This is a genomic window from Halomicronema sp. CCY15110 (assembly GCF_016888165.1).
Classification (GTDB): Bacteria; Cyanobacteriota; Cyanobacteriia; order Phormidesmidales; family Phormidesmidaceae; genus Halomicronema.
In genome coordinates this window covers 12,422-35,784 of the sequence record NZ_JACSWC010000205.1, presented here as the reverse complement: position 1 = coordinate 35,784, position 23,363 = coordinate 12,422, and the positions used below count along the sequence as shown (strand labels likewise).

At 55.0% G+C, this 23,363-nt stretch carries 23 protein-coding genes; 13 read left to right on the top strand and 10 right to left on the bottom strand.

The features are described 5' to 3' along the window. Positions 1-3: 3 nt before the first annotated feature. From JUK32_RS06935 to JUK32_RS06925, 3 genes are all read left to right on the top strand, one after another. Positions 4-585 (top strand): CDP-alcohol phosphatidyltransferase family protein, encoded by a 582-nt coding sequence (locus JUK32_RS06935; RefSeq protein WP_204138120.1) that lies wholly within the window; start codon positions 4-6, stop codon positions 583-585. 100 nt (positions 586-685) lie between these two features. Then, positions 686-997: a hypothetical protein gene (locus tag JUK32_RS06930; protein WP_204138119.1), complete on the top strand. Its 312-nt coding sequence runs from the start codon at positions 686-688 to the stop codon at positions 995-997. Next, positions 997-1,518, top strand: coding sequence for a hypothetical protein (locus tag JUK32_RS06925; RefSeq protein WP_309224503.1), 522 nt, complete (start codon positions 997-999; stop codon positions 1,516-1,518). The genes JUK32_RS06930 and JUK32_RS06925 overlap by 1 nt, the downstream gene beginning before the upstream one ends. 89 nt (positions 1,519-1,607) lie before the next feature. Here JUK32_RS06925 and JUK32_RS06920 read toward each other — a convergent pair whose 3' ends face one another. Together JUK32_RS06920 and JUK32_RS06915 are read right to left on the bottom strand one after the other, a co-directional pair. Next, on the bottom strand, positions 1,608-5,429 hold the full coding sequence (locus tag JUK32_RS06920; RefSeq protein WP_204138117.1) for a diguanylate cyclase domain-containing protein: 3,822 nt from the start codon (positions 5,427-5,429) through the stop codon (positions 1,608-1,610). 269 nt (positions 5,430-5,698) lie between these two features. Beyond that, the gene (locus tag JUK32_RS06915) at positions 5,699-5,986 is read right to left on the bottom strand and encodes a hypothetical protein (RefSeq protein ID WP_204138116.1); all 288 of its coding nucleotides are present in this window, start codon (positions 5,984-5,986) and stop codon (positions 5,699-5,701) included. Positions 5,987-6,473: 487 nt separating this feature from the next. Here JUK32_RS06915 and JUK32_RS06910 point away from each other — a divergent pair, with 487 nt between their 5' ends. Further along, the gene (locus tag JUK32_RS06910; RefSeq protein WP_204138132.1) at positions 6,474-7,286 is read left to right on the top strand and encodes an HAD-IA family hydrolase; all 813 of its coding nucleotides are present in this window, start codon (positions 6,474-6,476) and stop codon (positions 7,284-7,286) included. Here JUK32_RS06910 and JUK32_RS06905 read toward each other — a convergent pair. Both JUK32_RS06905 and JUK32_RS06900 read right to left on the bottom strand, forming a co-directional pair. Then, positions 7,269-7,619 (bottom strand): hypothetical protein, encoded by a 351-nt coding sequence (locus JUK32_RS06905; RefSeq protein WP_204138115.1) that lies wholly within the window; start codon positions 7,617-7,619, stop codon positions 7,269-7,271. The two genes, JUK32_RS06910 and JUK32_RS06905, sit on opposite strands and share 18 nt — an antisense overlap. Positions 7,620-7,959: 340 nt before the next feature. Further along, complete coding sequence (locus tag JUK32_RS06900; RefSeq protein WP_204138114.1) at positions 7,960-8,169, bottom strand: hypothetical protein; 210 nt, start codon at positions 8,167-8,169, stop codon at positions 7,960-7,962. Between the two features lie 744 nt (positions 8,170-8,913). On the opposite strand from JUK32_RS06900, the gene JUK32_RS06895 reads away from it, so the two are divergent. After that, the gene (locus JUK32_RS06895; protein ID WP_204138113.1) at positions 8,914-9,162 is read left to right on the top strand and encodes an Asr1405/Asl0597 family protein; all 249 of its coding nucleotides are present in this window, start codon (positions 8,914-8,916) and stop codon (positions 9,160-9,162) included. Next, positions 9,159-9,791, top strand: coding sequence for a (2Fe-2S) ferredoxin domain-containing protein (locus JUK32_RS06890; protein ID WP_204138112.1), 633 nt, complete (start codon positions 9,159-9,161; stop codon positions 9,789-9,791). Before JUK32_RS06895 ends, JUK32_RS06890 begins: the two co-directional genes overlap by 4 nt. A gap of 197 nt (positions 9,792-9,988) precedes the next feature. Here JUK32_RS06890 and JUK32_RS06885 read toward each other — a convergent pair whose 3' ends face one another. Continuing rightward, positions 9,989-10,525 carry a Dps family protein gene (locus JUK32_RS06885; RefSeq protein ID WP_204138111.1) on the bottom strand — a complete coding sequence of 179 codons (537 nt, stop codon included), beginning with the start codon at positions 10,523-10,525 and terminating at the stop codon, positions 9,989-9,991. 228 nt (positions 10,526-10,753) lie between these two features. Between JUK32_RS06885 and JUK32_RS06880 the strand changes: the two genes are divergently transcribed. After that, positions 10,754-11,248 (top strand): Fur family transcriptional regulator, encoded by a 495-nt coding sequence (locus JUK32_RS06880; RefSeq protein ID WP_204138110.1) that lies wholly within the window; start codon positions 10,754-10,756, stop codon positions 11,246-11,248. 188 nt (positions 11,249-11,436) lie between these two features. Here the strand turns inward: JUK32_RS06880 and JUK32_RS06875 are convergent, their stop codons facing one another. Continuing rightward, on the bottom strand, positions 11,437-12,531 hold the full coding sequence (locus tag JUK32_RS06875) for an ATP-grasp domain-containing protein (protein ID WP_204138109.1): 1,095 nt from the start codon (positions 12,529-12,531) through the stop codon (positions 11,437-11,439). A gap of 414 nt (positions 12,532-12,945) precedes the next feature. Then, positions 12,946-13,227 carry a helix-turn-helix domain-containing protein gene (locus JUK32_RS06870; protein ID WP_204138108.1) on the bottom strand — a complete coding sequence of 94 codons (282 nt, stop codon included), beginning with the start codon at positions 13,225-13,227 and terminating at the stop codon, positions 12,946-12,948. 96 nt (positions 13,228-13,323) lie between these two features. On the opposite strand from JUK32_RS06870, the gene JUK32_RS06865 reads away from it, so the two are divergent. After that, positions 13,324-14,253 carry an isoaspartyl peptidase/L-asparaginase family protein gene (locus tag JUK32_RS06865; protein ID WP_204138107.1) on the top strand — a complete coding sequence of 310 codons (930 nt, stop codon included), beginning with the start codon at positions 13,324-13,326 and terminating at the stop codon, positions 14,251-14,253. A 45-nt stretch (positions 14,254-14,298) separates the two neighbouring features. On the opposite strand, the gene JUK32_RS06860 is transcribed toward JUK32_RS06865, so the two are convergent. Beyond that, positions 14,299-15,054, bottom strand: a complete 756-nt coding sequence (locus JUK32_RS06860) for an anti-sigma factor (protein WP_204138106.1) — start codon at positions 15,052-15,054, stop codon at positions 14,299-14,301. A 17-nt stretch (positions 15,055-15,071) separates the two neighbouring features. Next, the gene (locus JUK32_RS06855; RefSeq protein ID WP_204138105.1) at positions 15,072-15,644 is read right to left on the bottom strand and encodes a sigma-70 family RNA polymerase sigma factor; all 573 of its coding nucleotides are present in this window, start codon (positions 15,642-15,644) and stop codon (positions 15,072-15,074) included. A gap of 200 nt (positions 15,645-15,844) precedes the next feature. On the opposite strand from JUK32_RS06855, the gene JUK32_RS06850 reads away from it, so the two are divergent. The 3 genes from JUK32_RS06850 (at position 15,845) to JUK32_RS06845 (ending at position 19,381) form a co-directional block, all read left to right on the top strand. Beyond that, positions 15,845-16,468, top strand: coding sequence for a DUF4439 domain-containing protein (locus JUK32_RS06850; protein ID WP_239112393.1), 624 nt, complete (start codon positions 15,845-15,847; stop codon positions 16,466-16,468). Positions 16,469-16,533: 65 nt separating this feature from the next. Beyond that, the gene (locus JUK32_RS27985) at positions 16,534-16,668 is read left to right on the top strand and encodes a hypothetical protein (RefSeq protein ID WP_255538171.1); all 135 of its coding nucleotides are present in this window, start codon (positions 16,534-16,536) and stop codon (positions 16,666-16,668) included. After that, positions 16,634-19,381 carry a DUF4394 domain-containing protein gene (locus JUK32_RS06845; RefSeq protein ID WP_204138104.1) on the top strand — a complete coding sequence of 916 codons (2,748 nt, stop codon included), beginning with the start codon at positions 16,634-16,636 and terminating at the stop codon, positions 19,379-19,381. The genes JUK32_RS27985 and JUK32_RS06845 overlap by 35 nt, the downstream gene beginning before the upstream one ends. Before the next feature lie 286 nt (positions 19,382-19,667). Here the strand turns inward: JUK32_RS06845 and JUK32_RS06840 are convergent, their stop codons facing one another. Further along, a complete protein-coding gene (locus JUK32_RS06840; RefSeq protein ID WP_204138103.1) occupies positions 19,668-20,240 on the bottom strand; it encodes a Uma2 family endonuclease in 573 nt (190 codons plus the stop codon). Positions 20,241-20,517: 277 nt separating this feature from the next. On the opposite strand from JUK32_RS06840, the gene JUK32_RS06835 reads away from it, so the two are divergent. Both JUK32_RS06835 and JUK32_RS06830 read left to right on the top strand, forming a co-directional pair. Further along, a complete protein-coding gene (locus JUK32_RS06835; protein ID WP_204138102.1) occupies positions 20,518-21,486 on the top strand; it encodes a glycosyltransferase family 2 protein in 969 nt (322 codons plus the stop codon). A 50-nt stretch (positions 21,487-21,536) separates the two neighbouring features. Beyond that, positions 21,537-23,324 carry a hypothetical protein gene (locus JUK32_RS06830; protein ID WP_204138101.1) on the top strand — a complete coding sequence of 596 codons (1,788 nt, stop codon included), beginning with the start codon at positions 21,537-21,539 and terminating at the stop codon, positions 23,322-23,324. Positions 23,325-23,363: the final 39 nt, after the last annotated feature.

Genomic DNA, 23,363 nt, shown 5'->3' with positions numbered 1-23,363 from the left:
GCAATGCTAAAATTTGAAAATATTCCCATAATTTTAGTGGGGTTGCGGTTTGCGATCGCGCCACTCCTACTCCTTGATGCCTTCGATCATCAAACCGGCATCGTATTTGTGGTGGGGTATGTGGTGGCGGTGTTGTCCGATATTTTTGATGGCATCATTGCGCGAAAATTGGGCGTGAGTACCGAGCGGCTGCGCGTTGCGGATAGTTGGGCGGATATTAGTTTGTATGTGTGCGTTGCATTCAGTGTTTGGCTGGTGTTTCCGCAAACGCTACGCAGTTTTCAAAGTCCGCTATTAGTCGCCATGGCGGCTCAGCTCACCCTATTTGCGATCAGTTTGCTCAAGTTTCAAAAATTGCCCAGCTTTCATACCTACACGGCCAAAATTTGGGGCTTGACTTTGCTGGTGGCCACCGTCGGCCTGTTTGGCTTTGGCAATGACCAACTGTTGTGGTTCGCGATCGCCCTGTGCTGGCTCAATAGCGTTGAAGAGATCTTGATGACGCTGATTCTGCCAGAGTGGCAGTGCGATGTGCTGAGTCTGGCCGCTGCCATGCACCTTCGCCAAACCTGGCGATCGCCCTAAAGGGCCGCCGCTGACACCCGCATCACAAAGCATTGTTGCGCGGTGCCGTCATTGCGGTCATGCAGTTTCTATCATTAATTCATCATCCTGGAACGAGGTCATGACCCGCGATCGCATTATCAACATTGGGATTAGTCTGCTTTTGAGTAGCAGCTTACTAGCGGCCTGTGGTGGGGGCGACTCGACGACTTCAGAGCCGCTGACCGAGCCAGAAGAACCAACGGCAGAAACCGTTACCCCGTCTGAGCCAGAGACGCCAACCGCCCCGACCACCCCGACTGCCCCCCCCAGTGCGGCGGGAACCGCCATCAGTCCGCCCCAGGTGGCGACATTAAGGCGGCCCAAGCTGAGGCGCAAATCAACCTGCGATCGCAACCCACGACGGCATCCGACTCCCCTGGATATGGCCTAGTGGGGGATCCGGTGCAGTTACTCCGCGCGGCTGAGGGCGAGGGCGAGTTGACCTGGTATTACGTCAAATTTGAGGAATCCGGGGCCGAAGGCTGGATTCGCGGCGACTTTATCAGTACAAATAGCAGTGCCAACAACAGTTTGGGCCGTCCGGTGAATGCCTTCACCACGGATGAGTTGTTTGCCGTGGGCGGCGGTGGTTGTGGCATGACCCTGTGGCCAGCCGACAACCCTGGCAGCTTTGTCTTCTTCAACGGCTTACCGGGCGAGTCGATGTGGATGAAGCTGGACGGCACCATGACGGAGTTTCGCCGCACCGCTGCCTCCGGGCCAGAATTCTACGGTCAATCGGCCACCCAGAGCTTTGTCAGCAACGATGGTCGCTTGGAGGTGAATGTGACCGCCAGTGTCGGGTCGGAGAAAGGGTATGAATCGGTCAATATTCAGCAGGGGCAACTAATTTTGGAAGGCGTGTCCGGCGGCCCAGTGAACATGACCGTCGTCGGCGATGCCGGCTGTTGATCAGCCATCAATCGCGGTGGCTAACAGGGATGCAGCAGTACTGATTGATGCACTGTTGGCGGCTAGCGGTGGAACCCCCAGCGTTGACTTTACGCCCCCGCCAGCGGTTGGGCACAGCAGCGATCGCGCCCCGCATCCTTCGCTTGGTATAGGGCTTGGTCAGCCGCCTCAATCAATTGGTGGGGGCGTTGCCTCGCCTGCGGCAGCATCGTCGCCACCCCCAGACTAAGGGTAACGACGCCCGACTCCGAATGCCGATGGGGCAGCGACAACCCGCGCACATGGGCTCGCAGTTTTTGCGCGAGGTGTAGGGCTCCCTCAGCGGTGGTATCGGGTAGCACCACTGCAAATTCTTCCCCACCGTAACGGCTCACCAAGTCACAGGGACGTTGCACCAGTTGCGAGAGCGTTTGGGCCACGCGCTGGAGGCAAGTGTCGCCCGCTTGGTGACCATAGGTGTCGTTATATTTTTTGAAATGGTCGATGTCGCACAAGATCAGGGATAGCGGTTGATGCGATCGGATGGCCCGCTGCCATTCATGGGTCAAATGCTCGTCAAATTTGCGGCGATTCGGAATCTGCGTTAGCCCATCCAGATGGGCCAACTGCTCCAGACTGGCGTTGGCGGTCTGCAAATCCTGATACAGTTCGCCCTGATGAATGGCGATCGCCGCCTGCACGGCAATTGCTTTTAGCAAGGTAATTTCGCTCGATTGCCAGTGGCGCACCGCATCGCACTCGTGGGCAATCATCAAGCCCCAGAGGTCATCTTGATACAGGATCGGCAAGACTAAATTAGACTTCACCTGATATTGCTGCAACATCTCTAAATGGCAGGGATGCAGACCCACTTGGGTAATGTCATCAATCGCCCGAATCCGCCCCTGGCGATAAAGCTTGACATACTCATTGCGAAAACAAGGCTCATCGATCCATTCACCCAAAATGGAATAATCTGGGTCGCTGACGGACTCGACCACCACCGTTCCAGCCCAATGATCATCAAACTGAAAGAGAAACAGGCGATCGCACCCCAAGACCTGGCGCACTTCCGTCACTAAGGTATCGAGAATGTAATCAAGATCCAGCGACTGGCGAATCTTGTTGGCAATTTCCAGCACCAAATGCTCGCGTTCAGCTTGTTGTTGCAGCAGGTCTTGGATCTGTTGATATTCCATCAGACCTTGCCGAATCGCCTGCTCCAGATCGGGAAACGTCGGCTCCGCAGTGAGGTTAGTGACGAATGAGAGGACTGCCGCCCCCCCCGCAGTCGTCGGCTCCGTCGCGTCAACGACATCTAAGCCGATACTGAGCTGACCCCGTCGCTGTTGCTGTCGCAGCCAGCCCGGCACCAGGCTCGCCATCATCGGCTTGCCCGCAAAATAGCCCTGCACAACCGGCACCCCAGCCGACTGCACAAAATCCCATTCGGCTTGGGTTTCGACCCCCTCGGCGATGATCGCTAAATCCAAAGAACTGCCCAGATTCACAATGACGCGATAAAGCGCCGCATCTTTGGCCGAAGACAGCACCCCCAGTAAAAACTGCTGGGCGATTTTGAACGTATCGATGGGCAAAGTCCGCAGGACGCTGAGGGAAGAATAGCCCGTGCCAAAATCGTCGATAGCAATTTCAAACCCCATGGCGCGTAACTGGCCCAGCGTGAATATTGCGTCTTCGTAGTTATCCATCACGGTGCTTTCGGTGATTTCTAACCCTAAATCTTGGGGCCGTGCGCCGGTCTCGGCCAAAATGCGCTCAAAGTGTTGACACAAATCGGGATCTCGCAGCTGATGGGGCGAGAGATTCACGCTGACGCGATAGGTAAAATTAGTCTCCCGTTGCCACGTCACCACCTGGTTACAGGCTGTACGAAACACCCAAAAGCCCAAGGTGCGAATGAGCCCCAGATTTTCCGCCATGGGGATAAAGACACTAGGAGACACCGAGCCATAGTCTGCCGAAGACCAACGCAGTAAAGCCTCAAATCCCCAAATTTCACCCGTGGCGACATTCACCTGGGGTTGATAATACAGCTGTAGTTCTTGCCGTTCCAGAGCGCGGCCTAATGCAGACTCCAGGGCCAGTCGCGGATTCAGGGTGTGGCGACTCATGTCGGCATCGTAGGTGAGGCAGGCGGCACTGCCCAGCTTTTTGGCCTCATTTAAGGCCAGTTCTGTATGTTGAATGATCAGCTCGTAGGTGTCGCCATCGTAAGGGGCAAAAGTGATCCCGGCATTCCCGGTGAGCTGCACCGTTTCGCCGCCCACGATGAACCGATCTTGGAGGCGTTCTAAGAGCCACTGACAGTGCTGCTTGACGGTTTGACTATCGATGATATTCGGCAGTAGCAGGATAAAACAGTCGCCATGCCAGCGTGATAAGACGGCATTGGTCAGCGATCGCTGTTGCAGCCCAACTTGCAACCGTAGAGCCACTTCTCGAAGCAAATGATCACCGGCCATCACCCCCAGCGCGTTATTCACCCGCTTAAAGTGATTGAGGTCAATCATGATGATGGCGATTAGTTCGCCGGTGGTGATGGCCTGATTTAGGGCCAACCCCAGCTGCCCCCGAAAAAAGTCCGCATTGGGTAACTGCGTCAAACTATCGTGGGCGGCTTGATAGTCGATCAAATGGGCGAGTTGTTGCCGCACCAACGCCACGTACAGATGATGCCCCACCTTTTGCCCCAATTGACAGTCAGCCGATTGCCAGGGCGGGGTGGTTTGCTGATGTTCGCACCAGACCGCAAACGATTGGCGAGGCAAGGTATTGCGTTCATCGGCAACCTGACGCCCCGCCCAGAGTTTTTCGAGCTGCCGGGGCTGCCGCAGGAGGATAATGCTGCCCAACCATTGTTGGTGCGATCGGATGGGGATGATTAATAACGTGCCGACTTGGGCACTCGTCAAGGCGTCATAAATGGTGTCATCTGCGACCAGATCGTCCCGCTCATAAATCTGCGTCATAATCTGTGGCATGGTCGCGACGGGGGTGGGCGGAGTCGGCGGAGCAGGGGATGCCACTTGGCCTTGCAACAAGGTCTGCCAGGGCATGTAATCGACTAAACGGTCGAGCGGCTCAGTCGCGCAGCCCTGGCTATAAACGCGCGGTTGCTCTAAGACCAGACTCGGGGCGAAATAGAGGGCACTGCCATCCGCCTGAAACAGGGTCAGCATTTCGCTCAGCAAGGGCGCAAGACGGTCAGTCGTCAGCAGTGCGTCGAGGAGCTGGCGGGTTGAGTGGGCATGAAATACTGTTTCCACCCGTTGCAAAAAGGCTTCTTCGATTTGTTGGCGCTGGGCTGTCTGCTGGAGCGTTTTTTGCGCAATGCAGAGGGTGATTTCTTTGGTGATCAGTTCTAGGGTGGCGAGCTGCGTGTCCGAAAATCGCTTCGATGTGCTGTGGTGAGCCACCAATAGTCCCCACATGGCCTGCTTTTGCATAATTGGCATGGTCAAGGAGGTGAGCACCCCCATGTTGAGCAGGTATTGCAGATGGCAGGGATCCACGGGCTCATAGGTCTCGCCCCCAGATTGGGGTTGGGGCACATGGCCGGTGTGGGCCAGCAACCCCTGGCAGCGAATCTTGTATTTGCCGACCACATCAATCAGCGTGCCGTGGGGTGAATCGCGGAGACTCTGCTTGGCATCGAGGGGAATATCGGTCGCGGGAAAGTGTAATCCCAATAGGGAGGGTAATCGTTGTTGGGCGATCGCTTCGGCCACCACGGCCCCACTTTCATCCGCCGCGAACTGGTAAATCTTGATGCGATCGACGGCTAAAAAGGCCCGGACTTTGACCGCAATTTGCTGCAGCAGTGTGGGGAGATCCTTGGCCTCGTTAATCAGCACAACGATTTCATCAACGAGGTTGGTTTGGGGCGGCGTCGGGGGTTGCAGAGGCATCACATTGATGGAACACAAAGGAGAGTTGTGGATGGTTAGAGCGGTGTGGCGTGGCGCGGCGAGCGGATCCACGATAGCGATCGCACCAGCAGCGTCATTCAGGTAAGAACGGATACTCGGATTGCCGCCATGGTGACATGGTAAATGACGTGATGTGCAATGGTCGGTTGTCGTTGATTGGGGACTGCACACATAACAGAAAATGCTGATGAGAGATTCTATCAAAAGAGGCGACCATCATGCCCAAGCACCTGACTGTCAGCGTATCTCTATGATTCACCTGGGTAGTCAATTAGGGGAGAGACGGTAATAATCCTTGATAAACCTGTCCCATCGCCGAACGCCCGCAAGGACGCAAACGTCAACAGATTTTCTTGAAATGTCCAGGCATCTTTAGCCTCCTTGCCATACAGCATCTCCGGCCCCTGGCGAGGATAAATCACTGGCAAATGATTTTCTACCCACTTAGGGGATAGTACGGGGGCCGCGTATATTCTCGCACTGGAGGTCATGCCACACCCAGCCCACAACGGTGACATGCCTCCCAGCAGCAACATCGCCCGACACCTTATCAGCCTAAGCCGCTGGCGCAAAGCCCCGCTACGGTTTGTAAATATAACTAAACCCCAGGCTGGGGGCGATGGCCTCAGCCTGGGGGCGAGGATAAATTCAGGCATGTGTGTGAGAAAATGCTCAATAATTTGACTACCGTCAGGGCACGGGCGGTGCGCCCAAGGGCGGTCATGTCTGCTACTGGCACGGGCGGATGCGCGGATTTATGGATGACGTGTCGCGGCGGGGCCGCCCAACTGCGCCAGGGATGGATGGCGAGAGTCCGCAGTGTGGCCGCGATGTACCTTTTAGCGTTCCGTAAGATTCCCCGCTGTCGCCGCCCCCTTCACAAAGGGGCTCGTAACATACGGGTTGGCAGTCCCCCTTGTGAAGGGGAATGAAGGGGGATCTTCGGTAGTTTGACGCTAAACACATACGCCGTGCGTTATTGATAACCCTGCTTAATCACGAGTCTGCACCCGAGAAATCATGATGACCACCCTACAAGCGTTAATTTTTGACGTCGATGGCACCCTGGCTGAAACTGAACGCGACGGTCATCGCGTCGCGTTTAATCAAGCCTTTGCCGCAGCTGGCTTGCCTTGGCACTGGTCACAGGGAATTTACGGCGTGCTGCTGCAAGTGGCAGGTGGTAAAGAGCGCATCCACTTCTTTATCGAAAAATATGCGCCACCGTTACCAGTTGGTTGCGATTTAGATGAACTCATCGCTGAAATTCATCACGCGAAAACCGGTTACTATGCGGCGCTACTACAGTCGGGGCAGATCTCCCTGCGGCCAGGGATTAAGCGCTTAATTAATGAGGCTCGGCAACAAAATATCCGCTTAGCGATCGCCACCACCAGCCGCCTTGAAAATGCTTTGGCGCTTTTAGAAACCGCTTTAGCGCCCGATGCCCCCAGCTGGTTTGAAGTCATTGCGGCGGGTGATATCGTGCCCCGCAAAAAACCAGCCGCTGATATCTACCATTACGTCCTAGATAAGATGGCACTGGCCCCCCAGAACTGTTTAGTCATTGAAGACACCGAACACGGTCTGACTGCTGCTCAGGGAGCTGACCTCACCACGGTGATTACGGTGAACGATTACACTAAACGCCAAAATTTTGCTGCCGCCGCCCTCGTTCTCAATCATTTAGGCAAGCCGGATCAACCTTGTCAGAGCCTCTGGGGGCACCCCCTAACGCAGCCTTATTTCGACTTATCGGTGGCGCGATCGCTCGTATCTTTGTCTGAGCCTCCCAACCTGAGCTGCGTGGCAAAACGGCTACGAGATAGTGACTAAGCGATTGGGAACGCGATCGCTAAAATGCAGCACTGGATCAGGAAATAGCTGGGCAATGGTGCGGCGCACGAGAAAGGATAAATGGCCGCCATGTTGCCGAGTGAGTTCAGAACAAGGCCAACCTTCATTCGGAAAAATGAGTTGGCTGGGTGACACATGCCACTCCGTCGCCGACCACCGTTGTAGATAAAACAAGTCGCCTTTATAGACCAACGGCGCATACTGAAAGCGCACATAAGAATGATGCTGTCGCCGGGCCCAATGCCGATACAAATTACATCCTTCTTGCTGCAAAACAGCTTTAATTTGTATCGGCACCAGTGCCCACATCATGGGGCTCGGCTTGCCAGGGCCGGGCAAACATCCAGCACATTGTATTCCCTGCGAAATTGCCATGAGAATTATCTCCGTAAGCAATAAATTCAGCGATCGCTCTCACACCCGCAAATGTCGATTCAGACGGTATTTACATTGTCGGGGATCAGCCTAGTCATGCCAGGGAGCAGCTCCTTAAGCTGTAATGGGTCGTCACATTTTTGCTAAGTAAGCTATCAGAGTTTGAAGTTGTATGTGGGGATCAAGCCGGGAGCGATCGCGGCGAATTCGTCAATCGATCCGGCGCTAGCACTGACTCCATCCAATCAGGCCCATGAATGAGTTGAGTGAGATCAATTCATGAACTAAAGCTACGGATATTCAAGTTTGTCAACATCGCGGCCACAGCTTCTTTTACTTTTTGCAAAATAGGAATTAAGTCAGTAAATCGGCTGAAGACAGAGCCTATCGGCATCGTAAATTCACCTTCATTATTTTTCGACCATCGCCAAAGTTTTGTCTCATAACTAGCTGCGATCGCTCCTTGCGGCACTACCCGTAAATCCACTTTTCTCGTGTTAATAGTCGTTGCGTCTATTTTGAATACTCAAGGTCGGGGCATCGCGACCAATGCCGACATGATCAACCGGGCTGATCTCGGCATTCAGGCAATGCCCTCGCCCCCATGCTCACCACTTCCCTTTGCTGCTCGCCAGCGGTGACGCGGTGCCCGTGCAAGAGATTCATTAAGGGCGATCGCTGATCCGACTTTCAGCGTTACCCACCACAAGTTTGCCTCCGAATAGGTGTGTGTCGCATCCCGTCCCAGGGCAACCAGGGCGGGATTTTTTTGGACTAATGGCTGGCCGGATCGGAGGACAGCGCCCTGGCGCGAGCAATCAATTGGGGCGGCCCAGATTAAGGGCGGCCCCCTCTGAAACGCTGATTCATACTTCGTGACATCACGACGACCCGACTCAAGATCGCTGAAATCAACGCCCTTTCAGATTTTGTGATGCCCCAATTCGACCGGGGGCCTCTCATCAACCCTTGGTTATTGAAAATTGGTTGCATTAAAGCGAGAGATTGGTTACCTTATTGTTAATCAGAGTCATTAAGGGAGCAGTCACGGTTACCGCTATAGAGAACTTAAATCGACTTATAAGCCTTGCAGTGCAAGGAGATCGTCGATTTTTCCAGCTGTTTAGCTCAAGTTCTGACTCAGCCCTGGCACTCGTTTGTTCAGAACAGTTTGCACTAACATCTCCTGACCCGCCATCGACCTGCCTTCGCCTCTAGGCCACTTAACTTTATGGAAATGACATTGCCCGACCCGACCGTAGCACTCACCCTTGACCCTGTTGATCGCTGGACGATTTACAACCGACTGCAAGATTTAGCCGTGCCCTGTGCCTGTGACTGCGGTCAGCCGCTACGAGTCGCCGCCACGAGCCCCACCGCTGTGTTGCAGATCTGGAGCGTTGTGCGCAGTGTGACCCTGCCCCGCGATGCGGCGATCGCCGCCCTAGAAACCTGTTGGAAGATGACGGTAACTGTATGAAACGCACCCCTGACCTTGACCGGATCGCCAGTGCCCAGCTGCAACGCCCCCAAGGCGTCGTACTCAAGGGCCAATTTACTGACGTGCTGCGATCGCCCAAAGGCAAAATTAAAGGCGTCTGTCTGCAAACTGAGACCGCCACTTACGCCATTAAGTTGCCGAAATACCTGCGTCCGGTGCTGGTGCGCGAGTTGACCCCCGGCGACTTTGTGCAGGTCTGGGCCTACTGTGAAGCGGAGCGGTGGCGCGGCATCAACATTTTGCCCCTGGCAGAGCCCGAGCAGAGCGCTCTGCAAGCACGCTGGCAGACCCGTGACACTGTGTCCCGTCCCGCCCCTAACCAAGTGGAGACAGCAACTGCGCCAGAATCTCCGGCCCTCCATCCCAAACCCCTTTGTGTGCAGGTTTGCCGCAAGGGCACATGCTTTAAGCGGGGGGGCCGGCAAATTATGGAATCGCTAGAAACGGTGACCGCCGCTGACCCCAGCTTGCAGCACGTCTCCGTCGAAGGGGTCGGGTGCCTCAAAGCCTGCAAAAAAGGCCCCAATCTCAAACTCTCCAATGCCAAAAAAGTCATCAGCGGGGTCACCCCCGAGAATGCGATCGCCTTAGTCGCCAAACACGCCTAATGTCCTACAGCTTTGACCCAGAAAATTGGAGCCACTGGCTACTTTTAGTGGCCTACCTACTGATGAGCGCTTGGATTCTCAAAGCCGTCTATTTCAGCTAACATCATGCCCCCTAACTAGCCTGCATTTTTGACATTAAAAACCCCGCCCCCCTTGCTCAGGAGAATGCGGGGTTGTGGCCCAATGGATTCAGGACACTACCAGCTCAGCTTCAGGCTATCTGGTATCAAGAAGTGCTCTAGATGGTAAGCCCGCTCTTCCGTTTTGAGCAGCAGTTGCTCTAACAAGTAACGAGTCGCGCGATCGCCCAAGCTCTCGGCTTGTCCAGCCAAACGACGCAGCATTTGAATCACGCTTTGCTCCGCCTTCAAATCATGATCAATCATCAGACGACAGCGATAGACATCATCATCTTCAGGGGCAAAGCAGCACAGGTCAGCCAGCTTGCCAAAAGAGGTCGGAGGCACGCCGCCCAGCCCATGCAGACGTTCACCTACTTCATGGGCATGTTCTTGCACTTCTTCATAGCTTTCAGAAAAATAGTCGTGGAGCATGTAATACTCCGAACCTTCCACGACAAAGTGATGCTTTTGGTATTGCAGATACAGGCCCATGAAGCTGGCGTAGGCAATTCCCAGCCCTTCCACAATGGGCTCAGTAACCGATTTCTCCAGCAAAATCGGATTGTCAGCAACCTCGCTATAGGCTTGCAAATGGGTTTCGGTGACAGGCATAGTCATTCCTTCTTAATTGGCAAACAACAGTCTTTAACGATAAATCTACTATCAGGCTCTCAACACGTCTTTTAATCTTAACGCTACAAGCTGCCAATTTTTGTTTAATCGAAAGTTAATCAAGCTGCAAAAATCTTCATTTCTTAAAAATATCTTTCTATAGCGAAAACCATTATCAATAAGACGTTTCAAGGCCTATCGAAAACCGCTTTCAATAGCTTAGCAATCATGACTCAATCCGATTCCTCCAAGATCTCAGAAAGACTATATCTGGAAGACAGTCCGGCTGAGGTGCTACGAATGCTCTTGAACCAAGAAGGGTTTCGCATTACCGAGCAGCGACAAAAGATTTTGCAAGTACTGCGGGAAGTGCCCGAAGGCGAACACCTTAGCGCTGAAGATGTCCAAGACAAACTAACAGCCAGCGGCGAGAAAATTGGCTTTTCAACCATTTATCGTGCTTTGCACTTATTAGTTGACTTGGGGATTTTGCGAGAATTGAACTTATCCGAAGAGCGCAAATTTTATGAATTCTGCAATCCGCTAATGGGGGCACATCACCACTTAGTTTGTGCGGAATGTGGCACGGTCACGGAGTTTGAAGACAGCACGATCTTTTCGTTAGGCAGCAACGAAGCCTTGAATCGTGGCTTTTCTCTACTGGATTGTCAATTTACGGTTCGGGGCTTATGCCCTCACTGTGCGCCATCTTTATCGGTGTGAGCGCGATCGCCCCTGGCTGCCGATGTCAGCTGCGTCGGCAACGTGAACCCTTGAGTGAATCGATCAGATAAAAGGATGAGTCATCCATTCAGCCGTGATGACTCTAAAAACGAGCATAGATTGCTGCATGGAATTCACATTCCATTCATGCGGTAGGTGTCTGCCAGTTTGCTGCACCTGGGCCGATATTAGAGCCGTTGTTGCAAAGCAGTTTCGAGTTCCGCTTGCTCGGCTTCGGTACCGGCAAAGAGTACGCTCAGTTTGCCCGCTTGGATAATGCCCCAGTTAATCAAGATCACGCCTTTGTGGGTCGTTGGGTCATAGGCCAGGTCTTGCAAATCCAGGTCTTTGAGCGATCGCAATTGGGTCTTGTAGGTGCCGCTGCTCCACTGGGGAATGTTGAGACGAGCGGCCATGAGGGTGGGGTACGACGAGCCATTGAAGCGCGGATTGCATTCAATCGCCACATAGCGCGTGGCGGTGGTTTCTGGCACCACCGCCACATCCACCGCAAAGATGCCCTTCATCCCGCGATCGCCCATCCAGTCGGCAAAGGGCGCAACGTGATCCCAGGGTTCGTGGCTAGCAGGATAGCGATTGCCCTTGTGGACACACCCATCCAGCACTTGCTCCGTCACCAATAGGGGCTCGATCTGTCCCTCTCTGACCTGATATTGCAAGTTCAAAAAAGCGGACGCCTTGACCTCTTCTTGAATTTGCAGCGATTCTTCGGGGACTAGAGTGGCAAAGGCTTGCGCCAATTCTGCGGCATCGGCACAGCGCTGAATGCCGACCCCGTGGTCAGAAACTGCCGGTTTAATAAAGCAAGGAAACATTAGGTCATTCGACGCCTTGGCCGCCGCCAAGTTCTCAAACCGCAGCGTCTTGGGCACGGCAACCCCAATTTCTTCTGATAGCTGAATGAAATTGTTTTTGGAATTCACAAATTCCACAATTTCGCGAAATTGACCATCCCACTGTTGAAACAGTTGACGATAGGTGTCATGGGAATTAATCACATCCCCAAAAAAGTAGACGCTGATTTCGCGATCGGGAAACTGGTTGGTCACCTCAAATGACGCATCCCAAATGACGTCATGGGTATGAGATAACCCGACTTGGGCGTAATGGTCAACAATGGCCTCCCACTCACTTTGTAATGACTGGGCCAGTTGAATTTTATCTTCGGTGTCGGTCAGCCCCAGGGCTCTGCCCGCATAGAGTTCCACGCTCGGGTCACGATCACGGGTGTAGAGGGTGATGTCGTGGTTATAGATTTTCATAGGGCCACATAACTTACTGAAATAGGGCAAAACAAATCAGCCAGTCCGCCACGCGATCGCGCCCGTTTGGCCGGAGCCTTGGGGAGCTGAAAGATTGACCGTGGCGGGGATGCAGAGTAGCGCACCGGACTAACGCCGCAGCGATAGTCCAAGAGTATCGGTTGATGGCTCAACCGAACCGCTCTCAGACCTTAAAATCAACGCTAGTTGGCTGGATGGCGGAGACTTGACCATCGCTAAAAACTAGCCTCATAAGCGTATCGAAAGAGGCTACTGACCGCAGCGAAAGCACACGTATTTTTAAGTGTTTGCTTCAGAAAGTTATGATCCCCTAATAAAAAACGCCCCGGTTGAGGCGTTTTTCGGTGTCTTTTAGCAAAGACCCGTAGAATCATGTCATGGGTGGAGCACCACTCAGTTGACCACAGAAATTTGGACCCCCCGTCCAGTCAGGGCCAACAGTTGAATGAGTTGCTCAATGCTGAAGCGACTAATTTCGCCGTTGATGAGGTTTTGCATGCGCGGCAGCGTTTGTCTTAATGCTTTGGCCGCTTCTTCTGAAGTCCATCCCTGCTGTGCGATCGCTTCCTGAAGTGACAACATTAAAGCAGTGCGAATCTGTAGCGTTTCTGCTTCCGCGATCGCGCACTCAGACAAGACTGATTCTCGACAAACGGTGGGGTCAAGAGTAAGCATGACAGTTTCATGTAAAGGGTGACGCGCTCCGTAGCGCACAACTATTTTAAGTGTGGTAACGTCAAATACTTCCTGGCTGCATTCTTCCTTAATGATATGTCTGATAACTTTTCTCTCATGATTCACGGTGGCTCGGGTGCGCTAGAGCATATTCGTCGGGAAGGCAGTGAAGATGACTTTGTCCAGAGCTTAGGCAGCATCCTAGAAGGCGGGCGCAAGCTCTTGCAGGCCGGCGGTTCGGCCTTGGATGCCGTGGAGCATTGTGCGATCGCGCTCGAAAATGATCCCCTCTACAATGCGGGTCATGGCTCTGTTTTGAACGAATATGGCGAAGTGGAAATGGACGCCGCCATTATGGATGGGCGCGATTTAGACGCTGGGGCCGTGGCGGGGATCACCAACGTCAAGAATCCGATCACCCTGGCGCGGCGGGTGTTGGAAAAGAGCGAACACGTCATGTTGATTGGCAAAGGGGCGCGGGAATTTGCCAACACCTGCAATGTCGAAATCATGACGGATGATTATTTCGTGGTTGACGCGCGCATTCGGCAGTGGCGCGAGGCCCAAAAAGCGGGCGGCATGATGCTTGACCACGAAGATGCCGAACCGCAGCGCAAGTTTGGCACTATCGGCGCAGTCGCCAGAGACAACGACGGGAATCTTGCCGCCGCGACCTCCACGGGCGGCATTGTGAATAAGCGTTGGGGTCGCGTGGGCGACAGTCCGATCGTCGGGGCCGGGGTTTTTGCTGACAATATGACCTGTGCGGTTTCTGCCACCGGCTACGGTGAGCAGTTTCAGCGCACGGTGCTCAGCAAAATGATTTCGGACTATGTGCATTTCAAAGGGATGGATGCTGCTGAGGCCGCAACAGCCGGGATCGATTACCTCGTGGAGCGAGTGAACGGATTAGGGGGCGTCATTGTCATTGACCGTCACGGGCGCTGCGCCTTTGGGCATTCTACCTCGGGCATGATCTGCGGCTATATCGAGCGCGGTGGCGAAAGCATCTGCCGTCTCACCTAATCGGACTCAAGTCGCTGCTAACCAGTCATTGACAGTCCCAAGGGCTCACGACTGACTCTGTAATACCAATGGCCCTTCGGGGAGTGGTGGCGCGTCCACCGATTCGGCGGTGATCAGCATCTGGACGCCCGGCGCTCCGCATGCGGCATCGGGCAGGGGCCACTGGCTGCTCGACTGCTCGGCACTGGGGTTGAACTGCCCACAAAAGAGCGGTGCTTGATCGGCGATCGCCCATAGTCGATAGGCTTGATCCGCCATCAGCGGCGGCAAACTTTCGGTGAAAATCAAGGCGGTTTCACTCTCCGGGTCAACGACTAAGCGACCGCTGGCCTGGGGTTGGGCGGCGGTACCCGCCAAGGTGTAGAAGCGATTATTCGGCTGACGAAAGCTGGCAACTACGGCCTCACTCTGAATCAGTTCTTGTTTGAGGCGCTGGTTTTCCGCCACAACGCTGATCAGCGCTACCGCCGTGGCGGCCCAACCGAGCCCCAACCCAGCCCAGCCCCAAGGACGCCGCCGCCGAGGGATTGGCGTAGGCGACGCGGGGGGGGAGGCCAGGTTGCTGGGTGGAGATTGGACGGCGGTTAAAACCCGATCTCGCAGTGGCGGCGGTGGTGACTGTGGTGGCAGGCTCTCTGGCAGACTCTGCCAGGACGCCTCCAAAGCCTGCAATTCGATAGCCACCTCAGGATAAAGGGCCAACCATTCCCGCACTTGGGCCGTTTCTGCTTCGGTCAGGTCATTGAGCACATAACCGGCTAGGTGCGATCGCCAATTGTCAGGCAGCGAATTTGAGTTCATAGAGCAGAGAGTGCAGTTTAAAGAATGTTATTGCCGAGGTCATCACGGAGGCGGAGCAACCCTTGTCGAGAGCGAGTTTTGACGGTGCCGAGGGGAATGCCCAGCCGTTGGGCAATTTGTGACTGGCTCAAACCTTCAAAGTAGGCGATTTCGAGCACTTCCCGTTCGGCGGGCGACAGGCGGTTGAGGGCCTCTCGCAGCCGTTGCTGGCGTTCGCTTTGCGCTGCTTGTTCTAACGGCGTGGGGGGATGCAGGGTGGCCCCAGTCATGCGCTGCACCTTTTTCATAATATGGCGACGTCCGCCCCCCACTCGCAGGCGGTCTAGGGCGCGCGATCGCGTGTAGGTGGCGAGGTAACTGCCCACGCTGCCTCGGTCTGGATCATATTTTTGCTGCTGCCAGAAATTGACAAAGGCTTCTTGGGTCAGGTCTTCGGCTTCCGCCGCATTTTGCAACATCTTGAGCGCCAGGGTGTAAACCATCGGGGCATAGCGGTCATAGAGCATCGCCAGAGCGTCAGTATTACCCGCTTGAAGCTTGCGAACCAACTCGCGATCGCTATCTGGGTCAGCAGCATCGGAACGGGGCATGAACGGAGGCATATGAGGGCTGCCAATAATACGACTAAGGCAGAAATTTGGATTGTTTTGGGAAACGGCAATCCGATTCGGGCGATTGCTCGTATCAAGGTTGGGTTCTGCAAGAGCAAACCCGTCCATGATGTTAGCGCTTAAAGGATAAGGCCATGAGCATGTTTCCAATTGACGGTATTTCTCGATCTGCAAAAGGGATGTCTCGGCGTCGGTTAGTCGCCGGGGGAGCGGTCACAGGTCTGGCGGGTGCCTTGGGCTTCGCCGCTTTGACCAAACGGCCTGCCCAAGCTGGCATGATGTCTAGCGATGCGGCCATGAATGATGTCGAGATTTTGAACGGAGCACTGTATTACGAGCACCAGGCGATTTGGGCCTACAGTGCGGCGGCGGGCGAGCTGAGTGATTCGGCTGTGGGGCAAGCGGTGTTGAACATTGCCCTGGCTAATCAAGCCGATCACATGATTCACCGCGACACCTTGGCTCAGGTGATTAGCGACCTCGGGGGTATGCCCGTCATGGCCGAGTCTAGCTATGACCTCTCTAGCTATTTAGAGCGGGGCGATGGCGGCCTGGACTCGGATGTGAATATCGCCAAGTTGGCCCTGGCTCTAGAAACCGATGCCGCGATCGCCTATGCCAGCGAAGTAGCCCGCTTAATGACGCCCGCTCTGGTCACCGCCGGAGCCACCATTGCTTCAGCCGAGGCGGCCCATGCCACCACGATTCGCGCCGCCTTCATCAGCTTGGGGGTGGAAATTGATTATGTCCCGGCGGCTTTCGTCAGTGCCGACACCCGCGACCAATGGGTGCTGAAGGTCTAAAGCCGCTAACCCCATATTTTCGAATATCTGACGCTGGTAGATCACATCGCCACCCGACCCCCAGGGTGGCCGATCTCCCACAACTCGTCGTGGCGGCTGGTGAAGGACTCACCAGCCATGCGCGATCGCTCAAACGATGTCAAGAAAAGCTAGAGCAAATTACTCATGCAACAGTTTACGACCAATCTATTCACGCTTAATGGAGCAGAGCCCTTTAACTCCATGGCAATGGGTGAAGCCCTCCTGACCTTGGATGCGCCCACTACCACCACTCGTACCCTGCGCGTCCAGCTCGCCGCAACAGGACTTGAAGATCTGATGGATATTGGCGGTATCCACGTGGCCCATATCCACGGACAGTTTGCGGGTAATGCCGATCGCCCCCTGCTGGAGCAAGGCGATGGCAGCTTCTTTGATGGTACCGGTGGCAGTCCAGCAAACTCGATCCTGCCCACTCTGGCAGATAGCGATTTGGACAGTGACGGCTTTCTCAATTTTCTGGAAGGTCGGCCCAACTACGGCCCCGTGGTGCTGAATTTGACCTCTGAACAGATCGAGTCGGCTCCCAACAGGACGCCGCCGCTCACCCATTTCTTAAACCTGGCCGGTGCGGGCGACATCAATCCGGCTGAGCTGTTTCCCTCAGGCTCAGAGTTCAACCTCGACACGACCTATACCTTTGACTTGAGCGATCCGGATCAGTTGCGTCAGTACAACAACCTGACACCGCTGCCCAACCGCGAGATTGTGCTGCATGGGTTGACGATTCCCACAGAAGTTTCAGAGGCGATCGATACCGCTGCCATGGGCAATGCCCCTCCCGGATTGGACTTGGGCAATGGCGAAGCCTTCCGCATTACTGCTCCCGTGGCGGCGGGGACGATTCAGCCCTGGTTCACAGGCGCAGCCGCTAACACGCAACTCTTTGCCCTCACGGATGACAACACGTTAGTGGCCTTCGATCCGACCAGCCCAGAAGACACGATGTCGATTCCTGTGACTGGCATTAACGGCACGCTGCTCGGCATTGATACTCGGCCTGCGAATGGTTTGATCTATGGCCTAACGACGGCCAACGAGCTTTACACCCTGGATCCTACAGGGTTTGCTAGCGGTGACTTTGGCGGCTCTTTCACGCTGACGGAGGAAGAGCAGGTCTTGCTAGAGGACGGCGGACTGTACATCAATCTGCACACCCAAGGGTTCAATGGGGGTGAACTGCGGGGCCAGGTGGCCGTTGAATTGGAAAACGACGTTGTTGCCACCGGACTGGTGATGTCAGAGGCGCAGCAGGTCGGTGCCGTGGTGCCCGATGGTCCCGCGACCGGCATGTTTGACGTGATCTATGACGATGCCACCAATGCCCTAACGATTAGCGGCTCCTTCGACGAGCTGACCAGCGACCTATTGCCGGTGGGCGCAACGGATGCCGAAGGCAATCCCCAGAGTGCGATTCATCTGCATAATGCCATGGCGGGTGCCAATGGGCCGATCGTGCGGAACTTTACCGTCGATCCCAATGGCAGTTTCTTTGGGGATTTCACCCTCACCGACGAGGAAGAGGCGCTGTTGCTGAATGATGCTTTCTACGTCAACCTGCACACGGCAGACTTTGGCAGCGGCGAACTGCGCGGTCAAGTCGATATTGAGCTGGAAAACGATATCGTCGCCAGCGGCATTGCGATCGCGGAAAGTCAGCAAGTGGGAGCCGTCACTCCACCCGATGGCCCGGCGAGCGGCAGCTTTGGGATTATCTACGATGACTCAACCAACCAACTGACCACTGAGGGTACTTTCAGTAAGCTCACCAGTCCGCTACTGCCGGTCGGCGCTCCCGATGCCGAAGGGAATCCTCAAAGCGCGGTTCACCTACACCAGGGAGTGGCGGGGGAAAATGGCCCCATCATTCGCAACCTGGCCACCAGCGATAACGTTGCGGAACTCGTGAGTACATTGTCTCTACCGTTTGAGGGTGACAGTATTTCGGGCTTTGACTTCAATCCTGTGGCCGATCGCCTCCGCCTAGTCGGGGACAATGAGCAGGACTTCCGCATCAATGTTGATACAGGCGACGTGATTGTTGATGGTGATTTGGCCTTTGCTGCGGGGGATGTCAACGCTGGGGTAAATCCCACCGTGACCGCCGCCGCCTATACCAATTCCTTTGCGGGGACAGAAGCGACTCAGCTCTTTGACATTGACGCCGTCCTCGACAGTCTGCTGCTGCAAAATCCGCCCAATGATGGCGTCTTGCAAACTATTGGCGATTTAGGGTTCGATATCGATACCCTGGGTGGTTTCGATATTGTGTCGTCGTCACCCGATGACAACACGGCCTTTGTGGTGTCGAACGCTTCCCTGTACACCGTTGATTTGGCCACTGGGTTAGCCACGAATCTGGGCATGATTGGGACGGATGGTGATATCAACTTCCAGGGGTTGGCAGCGGTTTCTGATGCGCCTGCTCCAGCCGCGATCGCTGAACTACTGGACCTTACTGGCTTTGATGGTGACGTGACCGCTGAGCTGACCCTGTCTCGCGAAGCCGCTTTCGACAACATTCTCCAATTTTATGAGACCGATGCTCAAGGCCAGGTGGCGGGCCTGAAGCCCGGCGATAGTGGGTACGAAGATGCTGTCCGCACCAGTTTGCTCGAAGGCGTAGAACTGACGGTGAGTAATCTATCCACTGTTGAGGAAACTATCATGCTAGCGGGCGGCGCTTACTATGCCCCGGCGCTACTGGTCGATGGCAATGTTCATAACCTGGTCACCATTGACGATGGGATTGGTGGCATGGGCCGCATTGAGCGCGATGGCAATGTTTGGCGCTTTGAAGATCTCACCGACTTCGATTTCAATGATTTTGTGCTCACGCTGGATGCAACTGCAACAGCTTCCCCGATGGCATAGTGCGTCCGGTCAGGGGTCAGGAGCCACTCCCCCTGACCGACGCTCATTCATCTGAGGCCGTAATGCCAGCAACTACAGTGATTCGAGTTAAACCACGTCTATGTTGAAAACTGGGGTTTGGCATGAGCCTACCAAATGGCGGCGGCCCTGCCGATCAACTGTATGAGGGCAGGCTGGATGTTGATGAGGGTTGCGGGAAAGCGGCCTTTTCGTTCAACCTTTGGCACATCGCTCAGCCCTGATTCTGAGCGGTAGACTGATCGCCTATGTCAGCGTTCAGTCGCCCTTAGACTGACAGCTCAAACTCTGGCAGCACAGCTTCGCCTGACAACACCGTGGGCATGGCAACCACTTGTACGGCTTGGCCTTGCCGATAAATTTCCACTTGCTGATCTGGCGGATTGATGAGCCACCCCAGCCGCAATCCACTCGCCACATACTCGGTCATCTTTGTCCGCAACTCTGCGAGCGATTGGGGTTTGAGCTGGCCACCAGAGAGGGAGTAAGACCGCAACTCAATCACAAAATCGGGACAAATGGGCGGAAAGCCAATGCGTTGTTCCGGTGTCAAGGCATCCCAGCGGTCTTGGCTAAGCCAAGCAACATCAGGTGCGCGAGTCGAGCCAAAGGGTAATCGGAAAGCGCCTTGAGAGCTAAAGACTTGACCAAGTTGGGTGCGCTCATTCCAGATACCCACTTTGATGATGAGAGTGGCCTCTTGGTTGCTGCCTTCTCCGCCTACGGGTGACACGTTAACGAGTTCTCCTTGGGCGGTACGTTCCATCAGGCGCTCAGGATGCTCGTGGCAAAGCTGCTCAAAGGCGGCCTGAGTAATGTATCGAGTTGAGGTTTGAACCATGGTGTGACCTCGATCGCGGCAATTATTGCGCTGAGAGATTGCCTTAATTTTAATACCGCGATCGCGAAGAGACGACCCTCGCACCATTCCTCAAGCAAACCATCTGTCCGAGAGTAGCCTGCAACCAGCGAGTGAAACTGACGCAATTTTTTCGGCGATCGCCCGTGCCAATCGACCGCATTGGGGGATGATGGATGCTGGATGTTAATGGGGCGCGTCGGGTGGCGATCGCCGCTAACCTCATCGTCATTGACTCTGCTAGCCCCCGGTTGCCTGCATGGTTAAGCTCATCATTCAGATTCCCTGTTACAACGAAGAAGCGACCCTCGGCCTCACTCTGTCAGAATTGCCGACCAGCCTGCCCGGCATTGACCAGGTGGAATGGCTGATCATTGATGACGGCAGTTGGGATCGCACGGTGGCAGTGGCGCGATCGGCTGGCGTTCACCATGTGGTGCGGCTTCCCTACAATCAGGGACTGGCCAGAGCCTTTATGACGGGCATCGAAGCGTCGGTGCGGGCAGGGGCAGACATCATTGTGAATACCGACGCCGATAACCAATACAACGCCGCCGATATTCCCCACCTGATTGATCCGATTCTGCAAGGTGAGGCTGACATGGTGGTGGGCGCGCGCCCGATTCAAGACATTCCCCACTTTTCCCCGGTCAAAAAGCAGTTGCAAAAGCTGGGCAGTTGGGCGGTGCGGCTCGCCAGCAATACCCAAATCCCCGATGCGCCCAGCGGCTTTCGGGCTTTTAGTCGCGAGGCCGCGCTGAAATTCAACGTTTTCAACGAATACACTTACACCCTGGAAACCATCATTCAGACCGGGCAAAAGGGCATGAAGGTGGAGTCTGTCCCGGTTCACACCAACGCGGATCTGCGACCCTCGCGCCTGGTCAAAAGCATTCCGGTATATGTGCAGCGATCGCTCTTCACCATCCTGCGCATTTTCATGACCTATCGGCCCCTGCGGTTCTTTGCGCTGGCGGGGACGGTGCCGTTTACCGCCGGTTTTCTCATCGGGGTGCGGTGGCTGGTGCTGTACTTTGGCGGTACGCCGCGATCGCACGTCCCGAGTTTGATTTTGGCAGCGGTTCTCATGCTGATGGGCTTTCAACTCTGGATTTTGGGCTTCGTGGCCGACCTGCTCGCAGTGAATCGCAAAATTCTGGAAGAAAATCAACTGCACCTGCGTCGTTCCCATTGGACTCAGCCCCGTTCTCGCTCCCATGATGGCTGAGCCTGTGCTCTGTTTGATGCTGCTTTTGACGCTGTTTTCCCCTCAGATTTATGGCTCTTTCCCCTGCATTGGCCTTACTAACGCAACGCTCCCAGCGGAGTCGATATTTCTGGCTGGGGCTCAGCATGATGTTTGCCGTCATCTATGGCAGTCTGGCGCTGCAACAAGCCTTCGCCAGTGACTATGTGGTGCAGGATGATGCGCGGCAGCATATTTTTTGGATGCAGCGGTTTTTGGATCCGGCGCTGTTTCCCAACGATTTGATTGCCGATTACTTTCAGGCGGCAGCGCCGATTGGCTATGAGTGGCTGTATCGCAGCCTGGCGATGCTGGGCTTCACTCCCGACTTTGTGAGCAAGGTTTTGCCGTTCTTCCTCGGGGTGATCACGGTCGGCTATGGCTTCTTTTTAAGTCTGGAAATCTTTCCCCTGCCGTTCGCCGCGTTTATTTCTGCTGCCCTGCTCAATCAAGCCCTGTGGGGGTCAGATGAAATCTCTTCAGCAACGCCACGGGCCTTTCTCTATCCTTTACTGATTGCCTTTCTGCTGTATGTGCTGCGCCAAGCGCGATGGCGGGGTGCGCTGGTGTTGGTGTTACAGGCGATTTTTTATCCCCCGATTATTTTGATTTCCGTGGGGGTACTGGTGCTGCGGCTCGCCCAGTGGCAAAAGGGGCGGTTTCGGCTATCGACTGACTGGCACGATTACAGCGTAGTGGCAGCGGGGATGGCCCTCATTCTGGCGTTGGCCTTTTACACGGGCAACCTAGCGGAGTTTGGCAGTATTGTGAGTCGGGCCGAGGCCCAGACGATGCCGGAGTTTCAGCCCGGCGGGCGCAACGCCTTTTTTCGGCCAGATATGGCTTTTTGGTTAGATGGCTATCCGGGGCGCAGCGGCATTTTTCATCGGCGCACCTCGATTCCCGTGACTAGCTGGGTGGGGCTTTTGCTGCCCTGGTTTCTCTGGTCATCGGCCAAAACGCAAACGTCCTTGAGACAGCTGGTGCGCCCCCATGTGGACTTGCTGGGCCAGCTATTGGTGGTGTCGTTTGGGCTGTTTCTGCTGGCCCATCTATTGCTCTTTGAGTTGCATTTGCCGAGCCGCTATACCAGTCACACGATTCGGGTGGTGTTGGTGCTGGCGGCGGGCATGGTGTGGGTCTTTTTATTTGAGGCGCTGTTTCAGTGGGGCGATCGCTGGAGTCGATCAGCCACCACGAGCGGGCGATCGCCCCAGAACCATCAGCTAAAACGTTGGGTGGGCAAAGGTTTCCCGTTGCTATTCGTCGCCACGTTTTTCATCACGACGTTCTTCTACTATCCGCTCTTTCTGAATAACTACCCCAAAACGGCGTACTACGATTTGGCCGACTCGGGCGAGCTGTACGAGTTTTTTCAGAGTCAGCCCCAAGACAGCCTCATCGCCTCCCTGTCGAACGAAGCCAGTAACATTCCGTCCTTTGCGGGCCGCTCTGTGCTCGTCTCCCAAGAGCATGGCTTGGCCTACCACACCGAGTATTATCGGCAGTTTCGCCAGCGCGTCATCGACCTGCTCATCGCCCAGTACACGGATGAGCCGGCGGTGGTCGCGGCCTTTATTCAGCAATATGGCGTCGATTTTTGGCTGCTCGATCACCACGCTTTTGCGCCGACCTATGTGAGTGACAGTAAATGGATGCGGCAATTTCAACCAGTGGCGGATCAGGCCACGGAGCAGATTGCCCAAGGCCAGGTACCGATAGTCAGTCAGGCGGTGCAATCGTGTGCGGTGTTTGAGCGCGATCGCTGGACGGTGCTGGATGCCAATTGCGTGGCGAGATCGGCCCAGTCCGCTCCCTAGTCTCTGGCGCAATCGATTAGCCCGCAGATGGGATGATTC